The sequence below is a fragment of the Pseudofrankia coriaricola genome (assembly GCF_032027725.1).
In the GTDB taxonomy this organism is placed as follows: domain Bacteria; phylum Actinomycetota; class Actinomycetes; order Frankiales; family Frankiaceae; genus Pseudofrankia.
The window spans coordinates 41,934-66,150 of the sequence record NZ_JASNFO010000048.1 but is presented as its reverse complement, the minus strand read 5'-3'; the positions used below and the strand labels follow the sequence as shown (position 1 = coordinate 66,150).

Below are 24,217 nucleotides of genomic sequence, written 5' to 3'. Positions count from 1 at the left end.
ACGGGTTCGACGCTGGCGACCTCGTGCTCGAGGTCCGCGACCCGCTGGTGCGCCCGGTCCCGCTCGGCCCGCACCGCACCGCGCCCCGCTCCGCCTCGTGATGTACGGCCGTGTCCTCCACGACTCGCCGCAGCCGCTCATTCGTGGCAGCCAGCCGCTCGTTCACCACCCGGGTCTCGGCCTGCTCGGCCGCAAGCTCCTCGATCCGCGCCTCGGCCGCCGCGAGACGCGGCTCCCATGACGCGGACGGGTCAGCCGCGACCCTTGACCCTCCACGGCCAGCCACCGGGATCAAGCAACGAACGCGACGTGTCCCCGCAACGCAAACCCCAAGGCCAGCGGGCTACCGCCCCACCTCTGAATGGACACCCGCGACCGTGTTCCAGCGGTAAAATCCTTTCCACCATGGCCAGACCCTCGCGCCGTCCAGGTAACCTGCCGGCCGAAGCGACCAGCTTCATCGGCCGCCGCCGGGAGCTCGCCGAACTCAGGAAGAAACTCACCGAGGCCCGGCTGGTCAGCCTCATCGGGCCGGGCGGGGTCGGCAAGACCCGCCTGGCGATCCGGGCGGCGACCGACCTCGGACGGGGGTTCCCCGGCGGCGCCTGGTTGGTCGAGCTCGCTGAAGTCCGGGACCCCGCACTCGTCGGCAACGCCGTCATGGCGGCGCTGGACCTGCGGGACCAGGCCGCGTCCGAGCCGGTGGCCCTGCTGCTGTCATACCTGCGGGACAAGCAGCTGTTGCTGGTCGTGGACAACTGCGAGCACCTAATTGAAGCGGCCGCTCGGCTCGTGACCGAGGTCATGAGAGCCGCACCAGGCGTGCGGGTGATCGCCACCAGCCGGGAGCCGGTATCGATACCGGGTGAGCACGTGGTCCCCGTGCCGCCGCTGGACCTGCCGTCGGCTCACCCGCGGGTGTCTCTCCCGCAACTGCGACAGAACGAGGCGGTCATGCTGTTCGCCGAACGGGCGGCGGCTGGATCGGGCAGTTTCGAGTTGACCGCCGCGAACCAAACGGCCGTAGTCGATCTGTGCCGCCGGCTTGACGGGCTGCCGTTGGCGATCGAGCTGGCGGCGGTCCGGACCCGGGTCCTCACCGCGCAGCAGATCCTCGATCGCTTGACCGACCGGTTCGGCCTGCTCACCGGCGGCGGCCGGGCCGCCTTGCCGCGTCACCAGACGCTGCGGACCACCATCGACTGGAGCCACGACCTGTTGACGGCCGGCGAGCAGATCCTGCTGAGGCGGCTATGGGTGTTCGCGGGAAGGTTCACCCTCGACGACGTCGAGTCGGTTTGCACGTCCGACGACGTGCCGGCCGCACAGGTACTTGATTTGCTGTCGTCGCTTGTCGACAAATCCCTGGTGCTGAAGGAGGACGTCAAGGACATCGCGTGCTACCGGCTACACGAGACGATGCGCGAATATGCCGACCTCAAGGCAGGAGAAGCGGGTGAGGTGGCGGCCGTCGAACTACGCTGCGCCGACTACTACCGGTCGAGGTGCCTGCGCTCGCGGGCGGAAGCCCGGTACCGGCTCGTCGAATGGCTCGACTGGATGGACCTGGAGATCGACAACATCCGCTCTGTCCTTCAGCGATGCGTGGCCCACCAAGACAGCGAACGCGGACTGGATCTAGCCAGCTTGATAGGGTGGTACTGGATTACCCGTGCGACCAGCGAAGGCGTCTGGTGGCTCGATGAGCTGCTCGAGGCGGGAAGTGGCAGCCCGCAGGCCCCCGCCCTGGCCCACTTCCTCCGCGGATTCCTCGCCGTACTGCAGTCCGATCCGACGGCCGCCACGCCGGCGCTGGAACGAGCGGCGACAGCGGCTCAGGACGCAGGGCAGGTCAGCCTGCAGTCACAATCACTGTCCTTGGCATCCATCGCCCACCATATGGCCGGTAATCATGCATCGGCTAGCCGCTTGCTCGACGCGGCTCAAGCCATCACGACGACCCTTGGCGATTATCCCGCGACGATCGCGTTGCTGCAGGCTCGAGCGCTCGACGGTCTCATTGCGGGCAATCTCGACACGGTCAGATCGGCGTCCTCAGAAGGCGCGCATAGCAGCCGCCGAGCGGGCGACCTCTACAGTCACGAGATGATGCTTCTGAACCTCGGCCTCGCCGCTCTGATCGGCGGAGATCTCGACGAGTCAAAGCCGCTGTTCACAGAAGCGCTACGGATCGCCAGCCAGATCGATGACCGCGTGGCGCAGTACTGCCTACTCGACGCATTGGGCTGCCACGCTGCGGGTTCCGGCCAACCACGGCTCGCAGCCCGGCTGCTCGGGGCCGCCGAAACCGTGCAAACGGGCGTCGGCGCAACCGTCTTGCCATACCTAGCTCCATTGTTGGCCCATGCCAAAGAATCGGCCAGAGCCGCACTCGGAATACACACGTTCCAGACAGAGTTCGAGGCCGGACAACGCCTGAGCCGAGAAGACCCGATCCGCCTAGCGCTCGGCGAACCCACTCACGTTACCGCCGCGGCATCAGGTGATACCCGGACGCCGCCGCTCGGGAAACGGGAAGCCGAGGTCGCACACCTGGTCGTCGACGGACTGAGTAACAAACAGATCGGAGCGCGCCTGCTCATCTCCGAACACACCGTCGACAGCCACATCCGCAACATCCTGAACAAACTTGGATTCAACTCGCGCGCCCAGATCGCCGCCTGGATTGCGTCACCCGACCAGTAGCGGATGCTCGACCCCACTACATGAACGTCCGCTCATCGGCATGAGCGGTTGTGGGCGAACGAGTTTGTACGCGAAGGATCGCGTCGGCCTGAGAGCGCAGGAAGTCAGCCCAGGTGGTCGCTCCGGTCGGGCGCGGGGTCGATGCCTGCGGCGCGCAGGATCTCCCAAACGGTCGACGGAGCGACCTTGACAGTGGTCCCAGCTGTTCGGCGCGATGATTACAAGATCGATGTCGCTGGCCGCGCTGACCGCGGCCCAGGTGGGTGAGGGCGATGCGGCTCTACGAGCCCGAGGGTTCGTCCTCGACGATCAACACACGCATGCTCCCGCATGTTACCGGCCGGTAGCATATCGTCGGCATATCAAAAACCACATACGTGCTGGCAACACCACGCTGCCTTGACTGGAGGCATGACCCACAGCGAGCCAGCACGAACAGCGGCCCGCCGCACCCGATCGCCGGCGTCCCCGTCCTGCGCGGCCGCGCCAGAAATGGGAATCACAATCTATGGGTGCGGGCAGGACGAGGCCGTTTTGTTCCGGGAGCTGGCGCCTCGCTTCGGTGTTATGCCGACCCTCACGGAGGCGGCGGTATCCGAAGCAAACATTGACCTGGCGTTCGGAAACCGATGCATCAGCGTTGGTCATAAGACTCCGATCGCGAAGTCAATTCTTCGTGCGCTGAGTCGGGCCGGTGTAATGTATATCTCTACACGAAGCGTCGGATGCGACCATATCGATATGAAATACGCGGAGAGCGTCGGCGTCGCTGTCGGAAATGTCGCTTATTCGCCGGACAGCGTCGCTGACTACACACTGATGCTGATGCTGATGGCGGTTCGAAATGCGAAATCCATCATCCGCCGCGCGGATACCCGCGACTACAGGCTGAATGATGTGCGCGGGAAAGAACTGCGCGATCTGACGATCGGGGTGATCGGAACGGGACGCATTGGCACGGCGGTCATCGACAGGCTGCGGGGCTTTGCCTGCCGAATACTTACCTATGACAGTCATCCGAAAGCCTCTGGCCACCACGTTCCTCTCGCTGAATTGCTGCAGCAGAGCGACATCGTCACGCTCCATACCCCACTCAACGTGGACACACACCATCTCCTAAACCGTCGACGTATCGAGCAGATGAAGCGCGGCGCGTTCATCATCAATACTGGACGCGGTTCACTTCTCGATACCGAGGCTCTTATCGCAGCGTTGGAAAGCGGCAGATTGGGCGGCGCGGCGTTGGACGTCCTCGAAGGAGAAGAAGGAATATTCTACGCCGACTGCCGAGACAAACCCATTGAAGGCAAGTCGCTGTTGCGGCTACAACAACTGCCAAACGTGCTCATCAGTCCCCACACCGCCTATTACACAGACCATGCCCTGAGTGACACCGTCGAAAACAGCCTCATCAATTGCCTCGAGTTTGAGAAGGGGAAATCGGCATGGATAGGCTGAGGGTCGGGATCATATTTGGCGGCTGTTCTGAAGAACATCCCATCTCCGTCAAATCCGCACAAGAAGTCGCAAAGAACCTCGATGTCGAAAAGTATGAGCCGTTCTATATCGGGATTACGAAGAGCGGTGCCTGGAAGCTGTGTGACGGCCCTGACGCGGCCTGGGAAAACGGCAGTTGCCGTCCGGTTGTGCTGTCGCCGGACAGAAGCGTACACGGCTTGCTTGTCCTGGAGCAGGACCGATACAAGATGATCCGTCTGGATGTGGTGTTTCCCGTTCTGCATGGCAAATTTGGCGAGGACGGTGCGATGCAGGGTTTGTTGGAGCTCTCCGGCATTCCCTACGCAGGCTGCGATGTCCAAAGTTCGGCGCTGTGTATGGACAAATCCCTTGCCTACATCGTCGCCGGAAGCGCGGGAATTGCCACGCCGAAGTACTGGGCTGTCACGGCGAACGAAAAGATCGATCCCGATCGGCCTGCCTATCCCGTCTTTGTGAAGCCGGCCCGTTCGGGGTCTTCTTTCGGCGTCAGTAGGGTAGCCCGAAAAGAAGAACTGTTGAGTGCGGTGGAAACCGCGAGACAGTACGACTCGAAGGTGTTGATCGAAGAGGCCGTCGTCGGCAGCGAGGTGGGATGTGCGATACTAGGGGAACGATTTGGATTGGTCGCGGGCGAGGTGGACAGAATTTCTCTGTCCCATGGCTTCTTCAGAATCCATCAGGAGAGTGCGCCTGAAAGCGGTTCCGAAAACTCAACGGCCATCGTTCCCGCCGACATTTCGGCAGAGTCGCGCTCGCTCGTTCAGGAGACAGCGAAGGCCGTATATCGCGCCCTGGGATGCAGGGGGCTTGCGCGGGTGGATATGTTCCTGAAGGAAGACGGAACAGTAGTACTTAACGAGGTCAACACTCTGCCCGGTATGACCTCATACAGCCGTTACCCGAGGATGATGGCGGCCGCGGGGTTGCCACTTGCCGAAGTGATCGACCGGATTGTGTGGCTGACATTGCACGGGAAAAGACGATGAAAAACGACTTCGTCTTTGTGGACGAGTTTGTGCCCGGAATACGCTGGGATGCCAAGTACGCCACCTGGGACAACTTCACCGGCAAACCGGTGGACGGATATCAGGCAAATCGAATCGTCGGTACGAGGGCCCTGTGCGCGGCCCTGGAAAGAGCGCGAGAAAAGGCCGCATCCTCCGACTTCGGCCTGCTTCTTTGGGATGGTTATCGCCCGCAACGCGCTGTAGATTGTTTCCTGCGCTGGTCAGAACAGCCGGAGGATGGCCGGACTAAACCAAGACACTATCCGAATATTGACAGGCCCGAGATGTTCGAAAAGGGATATGTGGCCGCCAGGTCGGGCCACAGCCGGGGCGGCACAGTTGACCTGACGCTTTATCATCTGGCTACCGGTGAACTTGCTCAAATGGGCGGTGACCATGATCTGATGGATCCGATCTCACATCACGGCGCAAGAGGAATCACGCCAGTCGAAGCCAGAAATCGTCAGCACCTCCATTCCATCATGGAAGCCTGCGGATTTGATTCATACGATCACGAATGGTGGCACTACACACTGAAACACGAACCTTATCCAAACACTTATTTTGATTTTCCCATCACATAGTCGAGCCGGCCAGAGAGATTGCCAAGGCGTTGAACGCATTGATAGTGGACACAGTCATCGTCGGGGGCATGCTGACCTCCTTCCCCCGGCACGAGCCAGCCGCGGTGGGGGCGGCCCGCCGGGCGTACCGGCGGGCCCGGCCGGCGTCGGGGGCCGCGTCGACGCAGCGGGCCGGCGGTGGCCCGTGGCAGGGTGCTCCACGGCGGGGACAGGCGTGACGGCACCGCGCGTCGTTGTCGCCGGCGGCCATTCGGCCGGGCACATCGAGCCCACGATGAACTTCGCCGACGCGCTGCGCCGGCTGGAGCCCACGGCCGAGATCACGGCCCTCGGCACCGTCCGCGGCCTGGACACCACGCTCATCCCGGCCCGCGGCTACCCGCTCGAACTCATCCCGCCGGTGCCGCTGCCGCGCACACTGAACCGGGCCCTGCTGCAGACGCCGGGCAGGCTGCGCGACTCGGTGCTGGCGGCCGAGGCGGTGCTCGACCGCGTGCGGGCCGAGGTCGTGGTGGGCTTCGGCGGTTACGTGGCCGTGCCGGCCTACCTTGCCGCCCGCAGGCAGGGCCTGCCGATCGTCGTCCATGAGGCGAACGCCCGGCCCGGAGTGGCCAATCGACTGGCGGTCCGGATGACGACGCACGTGTTCACCGCCGCGCCGAGTGTCCGGCTGGCTCACGCCACCGCCATCGGGATCCCGCTGCGGCCGGCGATCACCGGGCTCGACCGACCCGCGCTGCGCGACGCGGCCCGGCAGCGGTTCGGCCTGCGACCCGACGGGCCGGTGCTGATGGTCACCGGCGGTTCGCAGGGCGCCCGGGCGATCAACGCCGCGGTGTCCGGCGCGGTCGAGGCGCTACGGGCGGCCGGCGTGCAGGTGCTGCACATCACCGGGCCGCAGTACGTGGTCGAGGTGCCGGACGGCGACCCCGCCGACCCGCCCTACGTCGTCATCCCCTACGTCGACGAGATGCAGTACGCCTACGCCGCGGCCGACTTCGCGATCTGCCGCTCGGGGGCGATGACGTGCGCCGAACTGGCCGCTGTCGGCCTGCCGGCCGCGTACGTCCCGCTGCCGCTGCGCGGCGGTGAGCAGCGGCTGAACGCCGAACCGGTCGTCGCGGCCGGCGGGGCACTGCTCGTCGACAACGCCGACCTCGACCCGGCCTGGATCGAGACCACCCTGATCCCGCTGCTCACCGATCCCGAGCGGATCGCGGCGATGTCGGCCCACGCGTCGGCGGCCGGCGCGCCCGACGCGGACGTCGTCCTGGCCCGGCACGTGCTCACCGCGGTCGCCGAGCGACGTAGGTTCGCCTCATGAGGGCCACGGCCGACCGCGCCGGCAACCGCCCGGAGGACTGGGAGGTTCCCGACCCGACCAACCAGCGGGCGGTGACACTCACGCCGCATGACACGCTGATCCAAAGGCCTTGACTATTCCCTCCCTCGGGGCCGTGCGGCAATTCCGCTGATCGTCATCTGCCAGTGTGCGATGGCGCGACGGGTAGTCGCACCGTGACGCGGAGCCCCCCAGCGGCCCGGGGGGTGAGGGTGAGAGTTCCGTCGTGTGCCTGGGTGATGCTTTTGACGATTGCCAGGCCGAGGCCGACACCTGCATGGTCACTACGTATGCGTTCGGTGCCGCGACGAAACGGCTCGACCAGCGTGGCAACTACCTGTGGGGTGAGCTTCTCGCCGGTGTTCTCGACAGTCAGCACCACACTCTTGGTGTGAACGCTGGTTGTGACGCACACGGTGCCATGTTCAGGGAGATTGTGGACGATCGCGTTGTGCACGAGGTTCGTCGTCATCTGCAGCAGTAACGCGTGTGAGCCGCTGGTGGGGGTGATGTCCCCGGACGTCTCGATGGTGACGCCGTGCTTTTCCGCGAAGGGGACGAGTGTTTCGGTGGCTTCTTCCGCTACGAGAGACAGGTCGACGTGTTCTCGGGCGAAGGATCGCTGGTTGGCGCGGCTGAGCAGGAGCAATGCCTCAGTGAGATCGATCGCTCGGGTGTTGACGACGTGGAGGCGGTCGACGAGTTCGCCGTTGTCGCGGCTCAGATCGTTGCGGGCCACGTCGAGCAGTGTCTGCATGATCGCCAGGGGGGTGCGCAGTTCGTGGGAGGCGTTGGCTGCGAATCTCTGCTGTTCGGCGACGTGTGCTTCGAGCCGCGCGAGCATCATGTCGAATGCGTCAGCGAGCTCGCGGAACTCATCTCTGTGGCCTGGTAGCCGGATTCGGTGGGAGAGCGATCCGTTCGCGGCCATGCGCGTGGCGTCTGTGATGCGAGTCAGGGGGGCGAGCATCCGGCCAGCGAGAAGCCACCCTCCCAGCAGACCGAACACCAGCAGGAACGCCATCACTGCGGCCGCCCTCGGAGCGAAAACGTGCAGGAGGCTGGACCGGATGGGAAAAACACCATGAAGGTCGGTGGTGGGGTCTGTGAGGAGCGCACGGTTGGGGACGTAGCGCAGAAGGAACAGCCACACGGCCGCGAGCAGCAAGGCACCCGCAAGCATGAGGAACCCGGCGTAGCTGAGGGTGAGTTTGAGGCGAATGCTCAAACCAGGTGCCCTATCCACGGTCTCCTCCCTCACGTCCGATGCCGGGTGCTGTGTCGATGCGATAGCCGACGCCGGCCACGGTGGCGATGACCCAGGGTTCACCCAGGCGTTTGCGTAGGGCTGAGACCGTGATGCGCACGGCGTTGGTGAACGGGTCCGCGTTCTCGTCCCACGCCCGTTCCAGTAGCTCTTCGGCGCTGACGACACCACCTTCGGCGGCGACGAGAACTTCGAGCACCGCGAACTGCTTCCTGGTCAGCGCGACATATCGGCCGTCCCGGTAGACCTCGCGGCGGAACGGATCCAGACGCAGGCCTGCGATCTCCCGCACGGGCGGCCTGCGGTGGGCGCGCCTGCGGTCGAGTGCTCTGAGCCTGAGGACGAGTTCTTGGAGTTCGAACGGTTTGGTGAGGTAGTCGTCGGCGCCAAGCTCGAACCCGGACACCTTGTCGTCAAGCCGGTCGGCCGCGGTGAGCATCAGGATCGGCATGCCGCTGCCGGACGCGACGATGCTTTCGGCGATCTCGTCACCGGAGGGCCCGGGAATGTCGCGATCGAGGACGGCGATGTCGTAGGCGTTGACGCTCAGCAGCTCCAGAGCGGTGTCACCGTCACCGGCGATGTCGGCCGCGATCGCCTCCAGGCGAAGCCCGTCGCGGATGGCTTCCGCCATGTAGGGCTCGTCCTCGACGACCAACACACGCACGTTCTGGATGCTACGACCGGCGCATATCGTCGGCATACTGAAAACCACATACGTGCTGGCAACACCGCGCCGAGCCCCGGCCCCCGGGGCCGCCACCGCGCCCGCCCCCGGCCCGCGGGCCGGCGCAGCCAGCCAGGCACCGTCCCCACCGGGCGGCCCAACCCCGCGGCGATCCGCCGCAACCCCAGCCCCCGGGCCTTCGCGACCAGCGCCGCCCCGATCACCTCGGCTTACAGGACGCGGCCGACGTAGTAGTTGCTGGTGTAGATCGGTTCGTACTTGACGACATCGCCGCTCCGGGGAGCGGCCCACATGTAGCCGTTTCCGGCGTAGATGCCCATGTGGGTGATGTTGTCGGGGGTACCGAAGAAGATCAGGTCGCCGGGTTGTTTGGCGGACTGCGGGACGTGGATCGTCGCGTTGTACTGCTGCTGGGCGGTGCGTGGCAGGTAGCGGCCCAGCTGCTTGTAGATGTACTGCGCGAAGCCGGAGCAGTCGAAGGCGCTGGGGCCGGTCGCGCCCCACACGTAGGGCTTGCCCTTCTGCAGGGATGCGAGGTAGACGGCCTTCGCGCCGATGGTGCTGCCGGGGATCGCCGTCGCGGTGCCTCCCGGCCCGGATCCCATGCCTGCCGTGGGGCTGCGGACGACGACGGTGGCGGCACCGGCCACCGACGGGCGCAGCACGGCGTCTCCGTCGAACACCGCGGTGATCGTGGTCGTGCTCAGCAGGCGGGCGCTGACGCGGGCGTCGCCGCCGTCGTCGGTCCGCAGGATGGCGCTGGTCGACCAGCGGCTGCCGGTGACGACGACGATGTTGACCTGCTCACCTGCGACGGGTGCGCCGGTCGCCGCCGCCGCGTGCACCGTGAAGGTCACCTGGTCGTTTGGCCTGATCGCCGTCTTGTCGGGCGTGATGGTCAGGGCTGTGAACTGCTGCGTCGGGTTCGCGACCTCCGCTGCCAGCGCCACGCCGGCGGGCGCGTCCGTCGGAGCCGGCTGGTTGCCAAGCATGGAGGCGCCGAGCATGGAGGCCTGCATGATCGGGTCAGCGGCGGGCTGGCTGTCGCCGGAGGTGTCGGAGGTGGCCGCGGCAAAGCCCGTCATCGACGTCGCCAACGTTCCGCCGGCCAGGAGGACGACGGTGGCTGCCCGACGCCGAGGCTCGGTCGCCCGGCGGCGCAGGGACTCCTTGGGCGCCTCGTCCGGCCCCGATTCGGTGCCCGGGTCGCGCCTGGGCCACCTTTCGTCAAGGGACCGCCGACCGCCGACCGCCGACCCGAGCAGGCACCGTTTCTCCTCCCTCACCACGTCCTCAGACGCATCATCCGTAACAACTACGCCGGATAGTAGTAGTACTAGCCCCTCTAGTAGAAAAAGGGGTCAAGGGTGTCGGCGCGTCGGCCGGCTGCCTCGACCCCGGCCGAGACTCGGGGCCGAGGCGAGTGAGACGAGGCTCGCGCTCCCGGCGCCGATCTGGCGCAGGGCGGCTCGCCGCCCAGCGCATGTCCCAGCCCGACGACACGTGTTCGAAGGCGGGACTCTGTGACGCTGCCGGGCGCGACCGGCCGTCGAGCCGGCGGGGCGAGAGTCTCCTGCTACTAGGATGTTTCGTATTCGGCTGGCTAGAGGCGGTGAGGCGGTCATGCGTGGGCTAGGCGCGCTGGAGGCCGCAGTGATGGATCTGCTGTGGTCCGCGGGCGAGCCTCGGACCGTGCGGGCGGTCTTCGAGGAGCTCCAACAGCGGCGACGGATCGCCTACACGACGGTGATGACCGTGATGGACAACCTGCACCGCAAGGGTTGGCTGCGCCGAGAACTGGTCGGCCGCGCGTATCTCTACGAGCCCGTGCGTTCCCAGGAGGAGCACAACGCGGAGCTGATGGGCGAGGCGCTCGCCGACAGCCTGGATCCCGCAACCACGCTGATCCATTTCGTCGAACGGATGTCGCCCGAGGAGGCCCGGCTGCTGAGCGACGCCCTTGCCAGGGCAACGCACGGGGCCGGTACCCAGGGCTCCCGGAACGACGCGAACCGGCCGGGCCAGCGGCAATTGCCGTCGGATGGACAGACGTGATAGTTGCCGCGGTGCTGGTCACCTATGCGGTTGTGCTCGCCGTGGTGACCCCCCGGCTGCTACGTGGGGCAGCCTGGGCCGAGCGAGCCCCGCGGCTGGCGGTCTGCCTGTGGCAGGCACTGTCGCTGTCAGTGCTGGCCGCCGCCGGGCTGGCCGGGCTGGCGCTGGCAGTTCCGTCGGTACCTCTCAGCACCGATCTCGCTGAGATGCTGCAGGCCTGTGTGGTGTCGCTGCGGGACTCGTACGCCACCCCCAGCAGCGCGAGCGTCGCGGGAAGCGGACTGGCGGTGGTCGCGGCCCTGCTCATCCGGGTCGCCTTCTGCGCGACGGCCGGGCTGATACGGAGCGCGCGTGCCCGTCGAGAGCACGCGCTGAAACTCGCGATTCTCGCGCGGCCGGCGCCCACGCTCGGAGCGGTCGTCCTCGCCCACGAGACCGCCGCCGCTTACTGCCTACCCGGCCGCAACCAGCGAATCGTGCTCACGACCGCGGCGCTGGACGCGCTTGGCGAACGGGAGCTGGCGGCGGTGCTCGCGCATGAGCGCGCGCATCTGGTGGGCCGCCATCACCTGGCCTTGGCCGGCGCCGACGTCCTGGTCAGGGCGTTCCCCGCTGCGCCGCTGTTCACCGTCGCCCGGCGCGAGATCGGCCGGTTGCTGGAGCTGGCTGCCGACGACGCCGCGTCCCGCCGGCACACCCGCCTGTCGATCGCTACCGCGCTCGCCGTCTTGGCCGCTGGCGGCGGCGAGGGGGTAGGCCTGGCCGCGGGCGGACCGACGGCGCTGGGACGCGTCCATCGCCTGCTGGCACCGGCCAACCCACTCGGCCTCGTCCGGACAATGGCCGGCGGAACCCTCGCGGTGGTGCTGCTCCTCGTCCCGATCGCGATCGCCGCGGGACCACTGCTGGGCCTCGGCCACACCCTCTACTGCCCCCTACCGGCCGTCCCACCGCCCGCTAGCTGATCTTCACCGGTCATCCTCTGACGGCCGGCCGCGGCCCGTCGTCACGGCACGGGGGTCGCGGTGGGCCGCGCTTCGGCGACGGGCTGCGTGTCCGCCGCCTTGGTCAACGAGCGGGGGAGGCGTAGCCGCTTGAGGAGGAGGGCGTTGACGGCGACGAGGAAGCTGGATCCGGACATGGACAGCGCGGCAATCTCGGGACGGAGAACCAGCCCGATGCCAGGCTCGAAGACGCCGGCGGCGATCGGCAGGGCGATGGCGTTGTAGCCGACGGCCCAGCCGAGGTTCTGGCGCATCTTGCGCAGGGTGCCGCGGCCGATCAGCAACGCGGCGGGGACGTCGATCGGGTCTGAGCGCATGAGGACGACGTCGGCGGTCTCGATCGCGACGTCGGTGCCGGCGCCGATCGCGATGCCGAGGTCGGCCTGGGCGAGGGCGGGGGCGTCGTTGACCCCGTCGCCGACCATGGCGACCCGCCGGCCGGCGCGCTGTAGCTCGGTGACCTTGGCGGCCTTGTCACCGGGGAGTACCTCGGCGATGACGGTGTCGATGCCAAGCCCGTCCGCGATCCGCCGGGCGGTGGCCTGGTTGTCGCCGGTGAGCATGACGACCTCGACTCCCGCCGCGCGCAGGGCAGCGACCGCCGCCGCCGAGGTCGGGCGTGGAGCGTCCGCGAGGCCGATCACCGCTGCCGGTTGTGCATCGACCGCGACGAGCACGGCCGTCTGTCCGTCAGCGGCGAGCGCGGCGCGCCGCTCGGCGAGGGCGCCCAGCTCGACTCCTTCGGCCTCCATCAGCCGTGGGGTGCCGACGGCGACCCGGTGTCCATCGACGGTAGCCACCGCGCCCTGCCCAGGAACGTTGATAAATTCGGCCGCCCTGGCCGGCCGCAGGCTGAAAGCGTCCGCATGCCGGACGACGGCCGCGGCGAGCGGATGCTCGGACTCCCGCTCCACCGCCGCGACCAGCTGCAACAGCTCGGCTTCGTCGACACCGTCGGCGACGAGCACGTCGGTGACGGCCGGCTCGCCCTTGGTCAGCGTGCCGGTCTTGTCCACCACGACCGTGGTGATCCGAGCAGCCATCTCCAGCGCGCCCGCGTTCTTGAACAGGATCCCGCGCCGGGCGCCGAGGCCCGTCCCGACCATGATCGCGGTCGGAGTGGCCAGGCCGAGTGCGTCCGGGCAAGTGATCACAACGACGGTGATGGCGAACAGTACCGCCTCCTGCGCTGGCCGATGGGTGGCGAACAGCCACACCAGCAGCGTGGCGAGCCCGCCGGCCAACGCCACCAGAACCAGCCAGAACGCAGCCCGGTCTGCGAGACGTTGGCCCGGCGCCTTGCTGTTCTGGGCCTCCTGCACGAGCGCGACGATCTGCGCGAGCGCCGTGTCCGCGCCGACCTTCGTCGCCTGGATCCGCAGGGCGCCGGTGGTGTTGAGCGTCGCGCCGATCACGGGTGAGCCCGGCTGCTTGTGGACGGGCAGGCTCTCGCCGGTGACCATCGACTCGTCGACGTCGGACTCACCGGCCTCGACCACCCCGTCCACGGCGATCTTCCCACCTGGGCGGACGAGCAGCAGATCGCCGACGACGACCTCGCTGGTCGGGATCTCGACCGTCGCTCCGTCCCGCACGACCAGGGCCTTCTCGGGCGCCAGTTCGAGCAGGGTACGGATCGCGTCGTTCGCGCCGCCGCGGGCGCGCATCTCGAACCAGTGGCCCAGCAGCACGAACGCCGCCAGCACACTGGCCGCCTCGTAGAACACGTCACCGCCGCCGGTCAGCGTGACCACGGCCGAGTAGATCCAGCCGGTGCCGATCGCGACGGCGACCAGCACCATCATGTCCAGCGTGCGGGCGCGCAGCGCCCTGACCGCGCCGTCGAAGAAGATCCACGACGCCCAGAAGACGACCGGCAGACTCAGTACCAGCTGGAACACGTCGTCGCGCATCCCGAACGGCGCCGGTACGTGGAACCCGAGCACGTCGCGCCCGATCGCCGACCACAGCAGGATCGGCACCGAGAACACCGCCGCGACCAGGAATCGGTCGCGCATGTCGGCGACCATCGCCGACATCGACATCCCGCCGTGCCCGCCGTGACCCATCGCCTCGTGCGGCGACGCGACCCGTTCCCCCGGTCCCGTATGCCCGCCGTGCGCCACGGGTGTCACGGGTGTCACAGGCATCACCTGGGCGCCGACGTGCGCGGCGTGCACCCCATGGTCGTCATGCGTTGCTGGATGCGCCTCCCGGGGCACGGGCTCGGCCAGCGGGTCGCAGACGTGGCGCGGCACCGACTGCCCAGCGCAGTGATATCCGCAGTCACGGACCCAGCCGGCGAGCTCGGCCGCCGACGTCAGCCCCGGGTCGAACCGCACGAGCGCGGTCTGCGCGGTCGGGTTCGCCGCGACCTCGATGACACCGGGCCGCCGGCTGAGTACGGCCTCCACCCGGGCCTGCTCGGTCGCGCAGCGCATCCCGGAGACCTCAAGAACCGCCGTCGCGAGGGCCGGCGGCGATCCCTCTGAGCGCGGATTCTGAGCGGTACGCGGGTGTGGGTGGCGGTCCTGCCCGTCCATGCTCGGCTCCTTATCCCCTCGCGGTGGAGGCTCGGCCTCGCTGCTGCCCGCCGCGGACCGGCCGCGCCGCCCCCAGCAAGGACGGGCCATGCCGCCACAATCCGACTATACCCCCATGGGGTATTTGCCCGGCGTCGTCGCGTGCCCGATCGGTGCCACCCCGCCGTGTGTGGGCCCAGGGTCGCCCGTCCGGGGAACGCGGGCGCGCGGGCGGCCGGGCGCGACGGCATGGTGGAACACCGCGCCTGCCAGGACGGCCAGTGCCACGAGCCAGGCCAGGGAGATCAGCAACGGGATGGTCTCGTCGAACGTCGGGGTGAGCGCACCGTCGAGCATGATCCGGTCCGGACCGTAGCCGGGTAGGGCGTGGGCCCAGAGAGGTGGCTCGTCGCGCAACATCGGGCTCTGGCTGATACCGAGGTCGAGGAACGGCATCAGGAAGGCGATGAAGACGCCGGCGACCCGGCCGAACAGGGGCCCGATGATGACGCCGAGCAGTGCGTAGGTGACCGCGACGAGCAGGTTCGCGACGATGTAGACGTCCCACTGGCGCGGGCTGGTCACGGTGGCGGTGATGGCGCGGGAGACGGCCGTGGCGACTAGGGCGGCGACGCCGACGGTGGTGAGGCGGCTGGCGAGCAGCGCGGGGACACGGTAGCCCGCCAGCGCGAGCCGCCGGTCGGCGACGCGGGAGTCGAGGACCAGGAACAGGCCGGCCAGCGCGGCCAGGGACGCGACCGCGATCGGCGCCATGGTCGCGCCGTGGACCTCGGGCATCGAGAACGTCCGCACTGTGCTCCGGCCGGCCTCGACGACGGTCATGGAGATCGGCCGGTTCGGGGTGGCGGCGTCGCCAGCAGGATGAACACGGTCGGCACGACGACGAGCAGCACCCACAGCACGGGGATACGTCGGCAGTCCCGGAAACCCATCCGCAGCCCGGCGGCCAGCTGGTCGCCGACGGACCCGGGCCGGTGGCCAGGGCGTCGGCGGCCGGCGATGCGGCTGGTGGCCGTGACGACGGTGAACGCCACGGCGAGGGCGCCTGCCGTCCAGATAAGCGCGATACCAAGGTCGCCGATCCGTCCGCTGTGCCCGGAGGGCAGGTCGACCATCCACAACGTCAGGAAATGGGTCGGAAGGACGCGGGTGGCCAGCCGGTCCGCGGCGCCCATCGCCGGGCCGAAGAACACGTCGACGATCCAGACGAACAGGATCAGCACCATCCCGTTCACCGGGCTGTGCACGATCGCGCCGATGACGGCACCGATCGCGAGGTAGATCACCGCGAACATCAGCGTTCCCGCGATCGTGCGGCCGGGGTTGTCGATACCGGCCCGAAGCAGCAGGGTGACCAGCGCCGTCGCGGCCGCGAGCAGCGCCAGCACCAGCCCGCTGGCGAGCCTCGCCGCGACCAGCCGCGCCGGCGCGAGGCCCGCGAGCACCAGGCGCCGGTCAGCCGCGTGCGCCGCGCGGGTCTGGAAGTACATGGCGACGGCGGTGAGGAACCCGGCGGCCCAGCCGGCCGTCGCGGTCTGCACCGCCAGCCCGCCAGGCCCGCCGAGCAGCTTGGCGGCATCGCCGAGGGATCCGGCCACGACGACCACAAACACAGTCGGGACCAGGACGAGCATCGGCAGGTTCACCGGGTTGCGGGCGTAGTCGGCCAGGAACCTGCGCACGAACAGCGCCAGACCGCTGACACCGACGGGATCGCCCGGGACCCGAGCGGGCTCGGCGTCTGGCATGAACCGCCTGGTGGTCATCGTGACCCCCTCACGTCGTCCTCCCGGCCGACAGCGTCGCCACGGCGCCGGGTCGCGTCGTCGCGCGGCACGTTGTCGCCGTCACGTGTTTGGGTGACGCCGTCGCGCAGCCCGACGATGCGGTCGAAGCGTTCCTCGTCGGCCACGAAATGGCTGATAACCAGCACGCTTCGACCGGCGGCGCGGCGGTCGGCCACCAGCCGCCAGAACCGCTGATAGGTGTCCCAGTCGAAACCGGCATAGGGCTCGTCGAGCAGCAGCACCTCCGGATCGGCCAACAGCGCGAGCCCGAGGTTCAGTTTCGCCTTGGTACCCCCGGACAACTGGTCCGCACGGGTTCCCGCGTAGCGGGCGAAACCCAGCTCCCCATACAACATCTGGCGCGACTTTCGCGCTGCCTCGGTCGTCATTCCGTAGGCATGCCCGAACAGCTCGAAATGCTCCTCGCAGGTGAGCCGTTCATACAGCACAGGTTCCTGCGGGCAGTACCCGAGCCGGCCAGATCTAGTGATGACGCCCGCGTCCGCGGCCAGCTCCCCGACCAGAATCTTCATCAACGTGCTCTTGCCGGATCCGTTCTCCCCGACGAGCCCCACGACCTCACCAGGCCGCAGCGTCAGATCCACCCCGCGCAGCACCGGGTGAACCCGCCGCAGCGGCCACATCCCACGCCGGAACGACTTCTCGATACCGGCCGCCACCAACACCGGCTCCCCGACGCCGGCCGCGCCCCCAGACCTGTCCACCTGCCCCGCGTCCACCGCGAGCGTCGACTCGGTCATGATCCATCCCATCCCTTCCGGCTGGAGGCGACGAGCACATTCGGGACCGGCGGGGACCGGTCGGCGGGAGACGCGTTTCGCCTCGTGCGCGGAAGCGTGCAACGACGCTGTCCTTCTCGGTGGACGAGGGTGACGGCGACCGGACCAGTGCACGAGGCCGACCGCGATGCCGAGGGCGATCAGCAGGCCGCCGGCCAGCATGAAATGGGAGGTAGGTCGCCAGGCGAGCAGGCTGACCCCGACGAGCGGGCCGACGAACTGGCCGGCGCTGTTCGCCGCGCTCTTCATCCCAAGGGCGGCGCCCGCGCGGTCGCCCCTATCGGTCGACACCAGGACCGACAGGCTCGGGGTGATGAACGCGGACCCCGCGGCGAGCAGCGCGACGATCCCGAGCACGGCGGCGAACGTGCGGGCCGTGACGAGGACGGCGATGCCCACACCCAGGACCGCCAGACCGCCGGCGACCTGGACGGTCGGTGACACGAACTTCGACAGCACCCCGGCCGCGACAACCTGCAGGACAGCCATCACCAGCCCGCAGACCATGAACACGACACTGGCCGAGGCGGGGCCGAGACCCAGCCGGCTTTGCCCGTAGAGCACGAACGTGCCCTCGAACAGCCTGAGGCCCGAGGACGAAGCCACGACCAGGCCGAGCAGCCAGCGCAGTCCCAGACCCTGCCGCCAGCGGTGCGTATCGTGCGTGAACTCGACGTCCTGGTCGAGATGTCGGGATTCGGGCAGGCCACGCACCGACGCGAGCAGCACGACCAGGGCCAGCAGCCCGGCGACGAGAAACGGCAGGGTCGCCCTGTCAACCCGCAGTACAGCTTCGACTGCTCCGGGCTGGTGCAGTACGTCTACAAGCAGCTCGGCAAGTCGCTGCCCCGCACCACCGACCAGCAGTTCGCGGCCACAGTCCGGATCTCGCGCGGCTCCGAACAGCCCGGTGACCTCATCTTCTTCGGCGAGCCGGGGTCGATCTACCACGAGGGCATCTACGCCGGCGACGGCCAGATCTGGGTCGCGCCCAAGAGCGGCGACGTGGTGAAGCTCGAACCCATCTGGACGTCGTCCTACTACGTCGGCCGGGTTCCGTAACCCCACGGACGGCGGCCCGCGGGCGGGACATCCCCTCCCGCCCGCGGGCCGCTGGCTAGCGTGCCGGCCCTCAGACGGTTCCCGCAGGACCGCTACCAGGTCAGCGAGTAACTGCTAGCCGTCCTGTCGACGTGGCGGCCGTGTTCCTGGCGGTCACCGCGCCGTCAGGAGTCGTCGCGGGCGTAACCGCCGCGACCATGGGCATGTTCGTGTCCTGTCCCATTGGGGTGGCCGTGGGAGACGGCGCCGACGTCCGACTCTTGAGTGTCTCGGCGGCGCTGGCCGTCGACCGGGTGACGAGCACGGTCGGCGGACCCGCGGGACCGTCGCCCGTCGACGGGTTGACCCGGGTAGGCCGCCGTCCGTCTTCTCCCCGATCAGGGGCAGCGCGGTGGCGGCGGGGGACGAACGCCGGAGTGGATGCGGCGTAGGTGGACCAGCGTTCGCCGAACCGCGTGGCGACTTCGCGCTCCTCGCTGCGGGCGAGCCGGGCGTAGACGGCAACCAAGATCGGAAACATGGCCAGGGTAGGGATCGTCGGCCACTGCAGCAGGAATCCGATCATTACGAGCAGGAGGCCGTCGTACTGGGGATGCCGGACCCGGGCATGGGGGCCGGTGGTGGCCAGCTTGTCGGTGCGCGCGGCCTCGTGCAGCATCCGCCAGGCGGCGGCGATCAGCCAGAAGCCGGCGCCGATGAAGACGTAGCTGGCCAGATGGAACGGGCTCAGGTGTGGGTCGCCCTTCCAGCCGATCAGGTCGTTCCACAGGTGCCCACCGGCATGGGTGTCGCGCAGGAGCGGGAACCTCGACCCCAGCCAGCCCGACTATGCCGGGCACCTGGGCATGGGGCGGTGACCGCTCGGCCCGGTGCCGCTAGGCCGAACAGCCCCTGCGCGCCCGTGCGGAAGGGAGCACCGTCGAAGGAGAAGGGATCGCGCATGGGGGCCGGCCGGAACCGCCGCCCAGTCCCAGCCCGATCACTGCGGGAGGTGGCTGTGATGATGTATGGGTACGACCACGACATGAGTGGCTGGGGCTGGTTCGCCATGTCCGTCGGCATGCTGCTGTTCTGGGCTGTGCTCATCACCGGCGCGGTCCTGCTGGTACGCGCTCTGATCCGCTCCGACGAGCGGAACCGCCCCTCGACGCGACCGCCCACCGAGCCGCCGGCTACCCATGGACCGGCTCGTCTGTCGCCCGAGCAGGTGCTGGCCGACCGCTTCGCTCGCGGCGAGATCGATGAGCAGGAGTTCCGTGCCCGGCTGGCTGCTCTCCACGAGGCCGACCGCCTCGCCAAGCGCTGACGAGCGCGGCGGTATCCGTGGCCCGTGGGAACGCCGGCTTCGCGCCGCCTGTCGCCGGCTACTGGCGTTGGCCGGCGGCGACCGCGCCAGCGAAGAAGAGCGCTGCCGCGATCGGGTAGCCGGCGACGAGGTCGACCAGGCCTGAGGGCTGGCCGCCGAACACCTCCCAGCGCGCCAGCGGGTGCGCCAGGGCGACGACGGCACCGACGGCCATCAGGACCTGGCCCGCACGGATGATCCGCCGCCTGCGGCGATATCGCGCACGCCGCTCGGTCGCCTTGCGTTCCGCCGCTGTCAGTCCACCACCCGTCCGCGCCGCCTTGACCGTGCGAGGTTCTTCGGCTTCTCCGGGACCACAGATGCCCAGAGACATCGTCGGACCACCCCCACCGAGACGAGGGCCAGCACAGCGGCCGACAAGCCGCGGTGGGCCCACACCAGGCCGTAGTACTAGAAGCGAAAGTAGAACTGCGCGAGGAGGCCGACGGCTTGGCGGGCCGGGAGCGGCCCGCCGAGCCGAGGTCGGGCTGGTGTCAGGTGACGTAGGACAGGATGGTCATCATGCCGGCCGCCGCGTGGTAGGCGTTGTGGCAGTGGATCATCCACTGGCCCGGGTTGTCGGCGTCGAACTCGACCGTGACCGTGCCCATCGGCGGGACCAGCACGGTGTCCTTGCGGACCCCGTTCGAGGTCGGCGCGAGCACCGCGAAGGTGTGCCCGTGCAGGTGCATCGGATGGGCCATCATCGTGGCGTTCTGGAACACCAGCCGGATCCGCTGGCCCTGGTGGACCCGCAGCTCGGACGGGTGGTTGGCGGCCGGGTCGCCGGCGGAGTCGTCGAAGGACCTACCGTTGATCGTCCACCGGTAGTCGGTCGGGTCCGCGCCCAGGCGCAGCGTGATCACCTGGTCGGGCTCGCGGGCGGGCAGGGCGTCGGCGGCGGTGGGGTGGAGGTCCGCGTAGGTCAGCAGCCGGCCGTTCAGCTCCGCCGGCCGGTCGGCCGGGTTCGGTATCGGGCCGGCGGCCGTGCGCAGCACCGCCATCGCGATGCCGTCCTTGCCCTCCGGCGCCGCCATCAGCGGGAAGACCCCGGTCCCGGCGGTGATCTCCACGTCGTAGCGCTCGCCCATCGCGACCATCAGCGTGTCGACGTCCACCGGCCGCACCGGCCGTCCGTCGGCCGCGACGACCGTGAGCCGGTGCCCGCCGACACCGAACCGGAACACCGTGTCCGAGCCGGCGTTGACCAGCCGCAGCCGAATCCGCTGCCCCGGCTGCGCAGACAGCACATAGGGCTGCTCCGGCAGCCGGCCGTTGACCAGGTAGGCCGGGTAGGCGACATCACCGGTGTCTGCTCCGAGCGGGCCCATCCCGCCGCCGCCCATGTTCATCCCGGGCATCCCGCCCGAGCCGCCAGCTCCTCCCATGCCGGCCATGCCCGCCATACCCCTGGCCTGCAGGTCCTCGAGGACCTGGTCGGGTGATCGGCCCAGGCCGTCGGTCCAGTCATCGACCATGAGCACGGCGTCCGTGTCGTCGTCACGCGGCGCCGTCGGGTCCTCGACCACGAGCGGCGCGTACAGACCGGTGTCGAGCTGGGTCCCGACGTGGCTGTGGAAGAAGTAGGTGCCCGGGGTCGACGGCACGGTGAAGTCGTACGTGAACGACCCGCCCGGCGGGATCGCCGAGCCGGAGGCCCCAGGCGCGCCGTCCATGTCGTTGCGCAGCTCCAGGCCATGCCAGTGCAGCGACGTCTCCACCGGAAGCTGGTTACGCAACGTCAGACGCAGCCGGTCACCCACCTGGACCCGCAGCTCCGGGCCGGGCACGGTGCCGTCCAGCGTCCAGGTGGTCACGGTCTTTCCGCCGAGGTCGATCTTTGCGGGGCGGGCGGTGATGGTCCTGGTCACGGTGCGGCCGCTGGCCGGCCGGGCCCGCTCGGTGGCAAGGACGGCCGCTGAGGACGGCGCCACCAGTTGGCCACCGGTGTCGTCGCCACCGCGGGCCAGACGGGTGACGACACCGGCGGTCACCGCGGCGAGCGCGACGACGGCGACGAGGACGACGACGAGCACCCGGCGGCCGCGACGTCCTGGCGCGCCGGCGACAGCCCCCGACGGGGCTGAAAGTTGGGAAGACATGCAGGTTCTCCAGACGAGGAAACCCGGGCACGACCGGACAACGGACCGGTCCAAGCACCTGCCCGGGCGAACGGATCAGGGCATCGAGAAGCCGAGAACCGCTTCTACGTCCGCAGAACACACAGCCGCGCGAGCGCGGCGGCCGGCCGCGGCGGCCGGTCGGCGGCCCAGCCCGCGCGCATGCCCGGCGACATCAGGCCACCGACCTGCCCCGCGGGCCCTCGCCCGATCCGCCGCAGGAACGGCACAGCCAGCGACAGCGCGACCAGCGTCAACACCGCCAGGCACATCACGCCACCGACGTGGCCGGGCATCCCGCCCGCGCCCGTCTCGCCCGGCGCCGCCGCAGCGGCCATCGCCGACGCCGCCAGACCCGTGGCCAGGTTCCCGTCGGCGGGCCGCGCCATGGCCGCGCCCGTCATCGATGCCGCCTCGTCGATGGAGAGGTGGCCTGGCATCGTCACGGCGGACACGCCACCGCCACCCGCGGTCATGGCAGAGTGCCCGGCCATCGCCGGGGCCAGGCCGGCGTGCATCACGACCAGGGCAAGCAGCAGCGCCGCGACCGCGAGCCCGCTCGCTAGCGCCCCAAGCGACGCAGCCCAGCCGGTCCAGCCTGACACGTGCTCCCGCGTCAGCGGGCCCGCCCCGGGTGAACCATCCGGGACAGCGGTGGCTGGCGCCGCGAGCATCGTGGTCGGCTCCCCCTCCGTCGACATCGATGATAGTGCCGTTATCAACCTTCAGGTGATCCGAGAAGGTCCCGTATCGCCATGACCAATGGGGCAGGCCCAGGACGTGGTGCGTGACTCGGGCTCCGCCGGGCGTCCGGAAAGGATGCCGGTAAGAATGGCGGCTGGTGAGCCTGCCCCGTCGCATATCCAGCGCGCGGGTCCTCGCGTGGGCGCGGACCTTGCTGCTGGTCGGCGTGGTGTTGCTCGGCCTCATGCTGATGCATGGCGGCTTGTCCATCGAGCGGAGTCCTACGCCCGCTGCCGGCGCGGCCATTGCCACACATCCGGTCGCGCGCCTCGCCACTGACATGGCCGCATCGACGGACCGGACCGCTCGTCGGCGGGCTCTACCCGGCCGTGGTCACCGCGGTGGGAGCGGGCCTGCTCGCTGACTGGTTCTTCACCCCGCCCGTGCATTCGCTGTTCGTCCGCGGCCCGCTCAACGTCGTCGCGCTCACCGTCTTCCTCGTCGTCGCGCTCGCCGTCAGCGGCGTCGTGGAGGCCTCGGCCCGCTACGTCGGCGAGGCCGCCCGGGCCCGCGCCGAGGCGGCGATGCTCACTACGCTGTCCGGAAGCCTCATCGCCGGCCAGGTGGCGCTGCCAGTACTGCTCGACCGCGTCCGGGAGAGCTTCGCCGTCGAGTCGGTGACCCTCCTCCAACGCGGCGAGACAGGCGTCGCCCCCTCCCGCGACACCTGGGCTCTGGTCGGATTCCGCGGATTCCCGCCGTGCCTGGACCCGGACGACGCGGACACCGTCGTGCCCATCAGCCGGGACCTCACCCTGGCGCTGCGCGGCAGGGTCCTGCCCGCCTCCGACCGAAGCGTGCTGGCTGCCTTTCGCCGCGCAGGCCGCCGTCGCGCTCGAGCACCGCAGGCTCTCGACGAAGGCGGAGGAGGCGGCCGCCGCCGCGGCCACCGACCGCACCCGCACGGCGCTGCTCACATCTGTCGCCCCGATCACCCCGGCGGGAACCCATCTCGCACCGGCACGGCAGACCACGCCCTCCCGGCGTTCCTGCCACCGAGGCCTCGACGATAGTGCCCGCAACGACCTCCTGGCCGGCCTGATCTTGCAGCGGCTCTGTCCACCTCCCGCCCGCGGTGGCCCGTCCGCGTACTCCGGCCGGCGCAGCGAGCCGATCACGGCGCGCCGCGGCCAGGTCCCGTTTCTCGGAGGCCAGCACGTCGAGGACCTGGCCGTCGCATCGGCCCAGCTCACAGACCCAGGCCGACTTTTCGCACCCCACAGGGCTGATGGGATGGCCAGTCGTCGGCCGTCTGGTCACCCGGGCGCGGACCCACGGCGGCCAGTGGGGTCACGCTTTTCCAGGGCGGCCACCCTGGCCTCAAGGTCGTCGATCCGATGCTGGAGCAGCTCGACCAGCGCCTCCTCGCCGAGGCGCTTCTCCCACTTCCGGCGCAGCCGCGGGGACTCGCCAGCCCGCGCCGCGACCATCGCCAGCGGTACCAGGCGCTGCGGACCGTGTGGGCCGTCGACCAGACGAGAGGGGATGAGATCCCCGCGGTACCAGGTCCGCAACGCGGCACGGGACACGCCGGTCCTGGCGGCGGCCTCCTGGAGGGTCACCCAGTCGGAGTCCTCCAGTCGGGAAGCGAGTTCTCGCTCGACGTCCCACTGATCCAGACGATCGTCCCAGTTCACGGCTACCTCCTCATCGAGCCTATTAT

The 24,217-nt window shown here is 69.0% G+C and carries 21 protein-coding genes and 2 pseudogenes; 10 read left to right on the top strand and 13 right to left on the bottom strand.

What is annotated here, in order from left to right:
- Positions 1–8 precede the first annotated feature (8 nt).
- Positions 9–286 (bottom strand): annotated as a pseudogene (locus QOZ89_RS25330) (IS66-like element ISFsp11 family transposase); the annotation flags it as partial.
- A 119-nt stretch (positions 287–405) separates the two neighbouring features.
- Here QOZ89_RS25330 and QOZ89_RS25325 point away from each other — a divergent pair.
- The 5 genes from QOZ89_RS25325 to QOZ89_RS25305 all read left to right on the top strand — a co-directional run bounded on the left by QOZ89_RS25325 (position 406) and on the right by QOZ89_RS25305 (position 7,121).
- Entirely contained in the window at positions 406–2,706 is a 2,301-nt protein-coding gene (locus QOZ89_RS25325) for a LuxR C-terminal-related transcriptional regulator (RefSeq protein ID WP_071048717.1), read from the top strand.
- Between the two features lie 492 nt (positions 2,707–3,198).
- Entirely contained in the window at positions 3,199–4,164 is a 966-nt protein-coding gene (gene vanH, locus QOZ89_RS25320; protein WP_071048718.1) for a D-lactate dehydrogenase VanH, read from the top strand.
- Complete coding sequence (gene vanA / locus QOZ89_RS25315; protein ID WP_071048719.1) at positions 4,152–5,192, top strand: D-alanine--(R)-lactate ligase; 1,041 nt, start codon at positions 4,152–4,154, stop codon at positions 5,190–5,192. Before vanH ends, vanA begins: the two co-directional genes overlap by 13 nt.
- Complete coding sequence (gene vanX, locus QOZ89_RS25310) at positions 5,189–5,797, top strand: D-Ala-D-Ala dipeptidase VanX (RefSeq protein WP_071048720.1); 609 nt, start codon at positions 5,189–5,191, stop codon at positions 5,795–5,797. The genes vanA and vanX overlap by 4 nt, the downstream gene beginning before the upstream one ends.
- Before the next feature lie 214 nt (positions 5,798–6,011).
- A complete protein-coding gene (locus tag QOZ89_RS25305; RefSeq protein WP_071048721.1) occupies positions 6,012–7,121 on the top strand; it encodes a UDP-N-acetylglucosamine--N-acetylmuramyl-(pentapeptide) pyrophosphoryl-undecaprenol N-acetylglucosamine transferase in 1,110 nt (369 codons plus the stop codon).
- Positions 7,122–7,275: 154 nt separating this feature from the next.
- On the opposite strand, the gene QOZ89_RS25300 is transcribed toward QOZ89_RS25305, so the two are convergent.
- The 3 genes from QOZ89_RS25300 to QOZ89_RS25290 all read right to left on the bottom strand — a co-directional run bounded on the left by QOZ89_RS25300 (position 7,276) and on the right by QOZ89_RS25290 (position 10,380).
- Positions 7,276–8,367 carry a sensor histidine kinase gene (locus tag QOZ89_RS25300; protein WP_274536523.1) on the bottom strand — a complete coding sequence of 364 codons (1,092 nt, stop codon included), beginning with the start codon at positions 8,365–8,367 and terminating at the stop codon, positions 7,276–7,278.
- 10 nt (positions 8,368–8,377) lie between these two features.
- Positions 8,378–9,073: a response regulator transcription factor gene (locus QOZ89_RS25295; protein WP_083418582.1), complete on the bottom strand. Its 696-nt coding sequence runs from the start codon at positions 9,071–9,073 to the stop codon at positions 8,378–8,380.
- Positions 9,074–9,303: 230 nt separating this feature from the next.
- Positions 9,304–10,380: a C40 family peptidase gene (locus QOZ89_RS25290; RefSeq protein ID WP_312625716.1), complete on the bottom strand. Its 1,077-nt coding sequence runs from the start codon at positions 10,378–10,380 to the stop codon at positions 9,304–9,306.
- A 337-nt stretch (positions 10,381–10,717) separates the two neighbouring features.
- Here QOZ89_RS25290 and QOZ89_RS25285 point away from each other — a divergent pair, with 337 nt between their 5' ends.
- Positions 10,718–11,149: a BlaI/MecI/CopY family transcriptional regulator gene (locus QOZ89_RS25285; RefSeq protein ID WP_083418001.1), complete on the top strand. Its 432-nt coding sequence runs from the start codon at positions 10,718–10,720 to the stop codon at positions 11,147–11,149.
- A complete protein-coding gene (locus tag QOZ89_RS25280; RefSeq protein ID WP_131803697.1) occupies positions 11,146–12,114 on the top strand; it encodes a M56 family metallopeptidase in 969 nt (322 codons plus the stop codon). Before QOZ89_RS25285 ends, QOZ89_RS25280 begins: the two co-directional genes overlap by 4 nt.
- Before the next feature lie 41 nt (positions 12,115–12,155).
- Here QOZ89_RS25280 and QOZ89_RS25275 read toward each other — a convergent pair whose 3' ends face one another.
- The 4 genes from QOZ89_RS25275 to QOZ89_RS48355 all read right to left on the bottom strand — a co-directional run bounded on the left by QOZ89_RS25275 (position 12,156) and on the right by QOZ89_RS48355 (position 17,997).
- On the bottom strand, positions 12,156–14,696 hold the full coding sequence (locus QOZ89_RS25275; protein ID WP_071046324.1) for a heavy metal translocating P-type ATPase: 2,541 nt from the start codon (positions 14,694–14,696) through the stop codon (positions 12,156–12,158).
- A 105-nt stretch (positions 14,697–14,801) separates the two neighbouring features.
- Positions 14,802–15,518 (bottom strand): hypothetical protein, encoded by a 717-nt coding sequence (locus tag QOZ89_RS48365; protein WP_312625710.1) that lies wholly within the window; start codon positions 15,516–15,518, stop codon positions 14,802–14,804.
- Positions 15,515–16,462 (bottom strand): ABC transporter permease, encoded by a 948-nt coding sequence (locus QOZ89_RS48360; RefSeq protein ID WP_312625708.1) that lies wholly within the window; start codon positions 16,460–16,462, stop codon positions 15,515–15,517. The genes QOZ89_RS48365 and QOZ89_RS48360 overlap by 4 nt, the downstream gene beginning before the upstream one ends.
- Positions 16,459–17,997: an MFS transporter gene (locus QOZ89_RS48355; protein WP_312625706.1), complete on the bottom strand. Its 1,539-nt coding sequence runs from the start codon at positions 17,995–17,997 to the stop codon at positions 16,459–16,461. Before QOZ89_RS48355 ends, QOZ89_RS48360 begins: the two co-directional genes overlap by 4 nt.
- Before the next feature lie 72 nt (positions 17,998–18,069).
- Between QOZ89_RS48355 and QOZ89_RS25255 the strand changes: the two are divergent.
- Positions 18,070–18,345 (top strand): annotated as a pseudogene (locus QOZ89_RS25255) (C40 family peptidase); the annotation flags it as partial.
- Positions 18,346–18,445: 100 nt separating this feature from the next.
- Here QOZ89_RS25255 and QOZ89_RS48350 read toward each other — a convergent pair.
- Positions 18,446–19,003 (bottom strand): isoprenylcysteine carboxylmethyltransferase family protein, encoded by a 558-nt coding sequence (locus QOZ89_RS48350; RefSeq protein ID WP_312625704.1) that lies wholly within the window; start codon positions 19,001–19,003, stop codon positions 18,446–18,448.
- A 342-nt stretch (positions 19,004–19,345) separates the two neighbouring features.
- On the opposite strand from QOZ89_RS48350, the gene QOZ89_RS25245 reads away from it, so the two are divergent.
- Complete coding sequence (locus tag QOZ89_RS25245; RefSeq protein ID WP_312625703.1) at positions 19,346–19,651, top strand: SHOCT domain-containing protein; 306 nt, start codon at positions 19,346–19,348, stop codon at positions 19,649–19,651.
- 58 nt (positions 19,652–19,709) lie between these two features.
- Here QOZ89_RS25245 and QOZ89_RS25240 read toward each other — a convergent pair whose 3' ends face one another.
- From QOZ89_RS25240 to QOZ89_RS25230, 3 genes are all read right to left on the bottom strand, one after another.
- On the bottom strand, positions 19,710–20,024 hold the full coding sequence (locus tag QOZ89_RS25240) for a hypothetical protein (protein WP_312625702.1): 315 nt from the start codon (positions 20,022–20,024) through the stop codon (positions 19,710–19,712).
- Positions 20,025–20,184: 160 nt separating this feature from the next.
- Positions 20,185–21,792, bottom strand: a complete 1,608-nt coding sequence (locus QOZ89_RS25235; RefSeq protein WP_312625700.1) for a multicopper oxidase family protein — start codon at positions 21,790–21,792, stop codon at positions 20,185–20,187.
- Positions 21,793–21,896: 104 nt separating this feature from the next.
- Positions 21,897–22,511 carry a hypothetical protein gene (locus tag QOZ89_RS25230; RefSeq protein WP_312625699.1) on the bottom strand — a complete coding sequence of 205 codons (615 nt, stop codon included), beginning with the start codon at positions 22,509–22,511 and terminating at the stop codon, positions 21,897–21,899.
- Positions 22,512–22,748: 237 nt separating this feature from the next.
- On the opposite strand from QOZ89_RS25230, the gene QOZ89_RS25225 reads away from it, so the two are divergent.
- Positions 22,749–23,567, top strand: a complete 819-nt coding sequence (locus QOZ89_RS25225; protein WP_083418005.1) for a DUF4118 domain-containing protein — start codon at positions 22,749–22,751, stop codon at positions 23,565–23,567.
- A 243-nt stretch (positions 23,568–23,810) separates the two neighbouring features.
- Here the strand turns inward: QOZ89_RS25225 and QOZ89_RS25220 are convergent, their stop codons facing one another.
- Positions 23,811–24,191: an excisionase gene (locus tag QOZ89_RS25220; RefSeq protein ID WP_071046330.1), complete on the bottom strand. Its 381-nt coding sequence runs from the start codon at positions 24,189–24,191 to the stop codon at positions 23,811–23,813.
- Between the last annotated feature and the right edge of the window lie 26 nt (positions 24,192–24,217).

What these genes read in the sequence shown, in the direction of transcription:
- QOZ89_RS25325 (WP_071048717.1), top strand. Translation starts at nt 406, where the DNA reads ATGGCCAGACCCTCGCGCCGTCCAGGTAACCTGCCGGCCGAAGCGACC.
- vanH (WP_071048718.1), top strand. Translation starts at nt 3,199, where the DNA reads ATGGGAATCACAATCTATGGGTGCGGGCAGGACGAGGCCGTTTTGTTC.
- vanA (WP_071048719.1), top strand. Translation starts at nt 4,152, where the DNA reads ATGGATAGGCTGAGGGTCGGGATCATATTTGGCGGCTGTTCTGAAGAA.
- vanX (WP_071048720.1), top strand. Translation starts at nt 5,189, where the DNA reads ATGAAAAACGACTTCGTCTTTGTGGACGAGTTTGTGCCCGGAATACGC.
- QOZ89_RS25285 (WP_083418001.1), top strand. Translation starts at nt 10,718, where the DNA reads ATGCGTGGGCTAGGCGCGCTGGAGGCCGCAGTGATGGATCTGCTGTGG.
- QOZ89_RS25275 (WP_071046324.1), bottom strand. Translation starts at nt 14,696, where the DNA reads ATGGACGGGCAGGACCGCCACCCACACCCGCGTACCGCTCAGAATCCG.
- QOZ89_RS48365 (WP_312625710.1), bottom strand. Translation starts at nt 15,518, where the DNA reads ATGACCGTCGTCGAGGCCGGCCGGAGCACAGTGCGGACGTTCTCGATG.
- QOZ89_RS48360 (WP_312625708.1), bottom strand. Translation starts at nt 16,462, where the DNA reads ATGACCACCAGGCGGTTCATGCCAGACGCCGAGCCCGCTCGGGTCCCG.
- QOZ89_RS48350 (WP_312625704.1), bottom strand. Translation starts at nt 19,003, where the DNA reads ATGCTGCACGAGGCCGCGCGCACCGACAAGCTGGCCACCACCGGCCCC.
- QOZ89_RS25245 (WP_312625703.1), top strand. Translation starts at nt 19,346, where the DNA reads ATGATGTATGGGTACGACCACGACATGAGTGGCTGGGGCTGGTTCGCC.
- QOZ89_RS25240 (WP_312625702.1), bottom strand. Translation starts at nt 20,024, where the DNA reads ATGTCTCTGGGCATCTGTGGTCCCGGAGAAGCCGAAGAACCTCGCACG.
- QOZ89_RS25235 (WP_312625700.1), bottom strand. Translation starts at nt 21,792, where the DNA reads ATGTCTTCCCAACTTTCAGCCCCGTCGGGGGCTGTCGCCGGCGCGCCA.
- QOZ89_RS25230 (WP_312625699.1), bottom strand. Translation starts at nt 22,511, where the DNA reads ATGTCGACGGAGGGGGAGCCGACCACGATGCTCGCGGCGCCAGCCACC.
- QOZ89_RS25225 (WP_083418005.1), top strand. Translation starts at nt 22,749, where the DNA reads ATGGCGGCTTGTCCATCGAGCGGAGTCCTACGCCCGCTGCCGGCGCGG.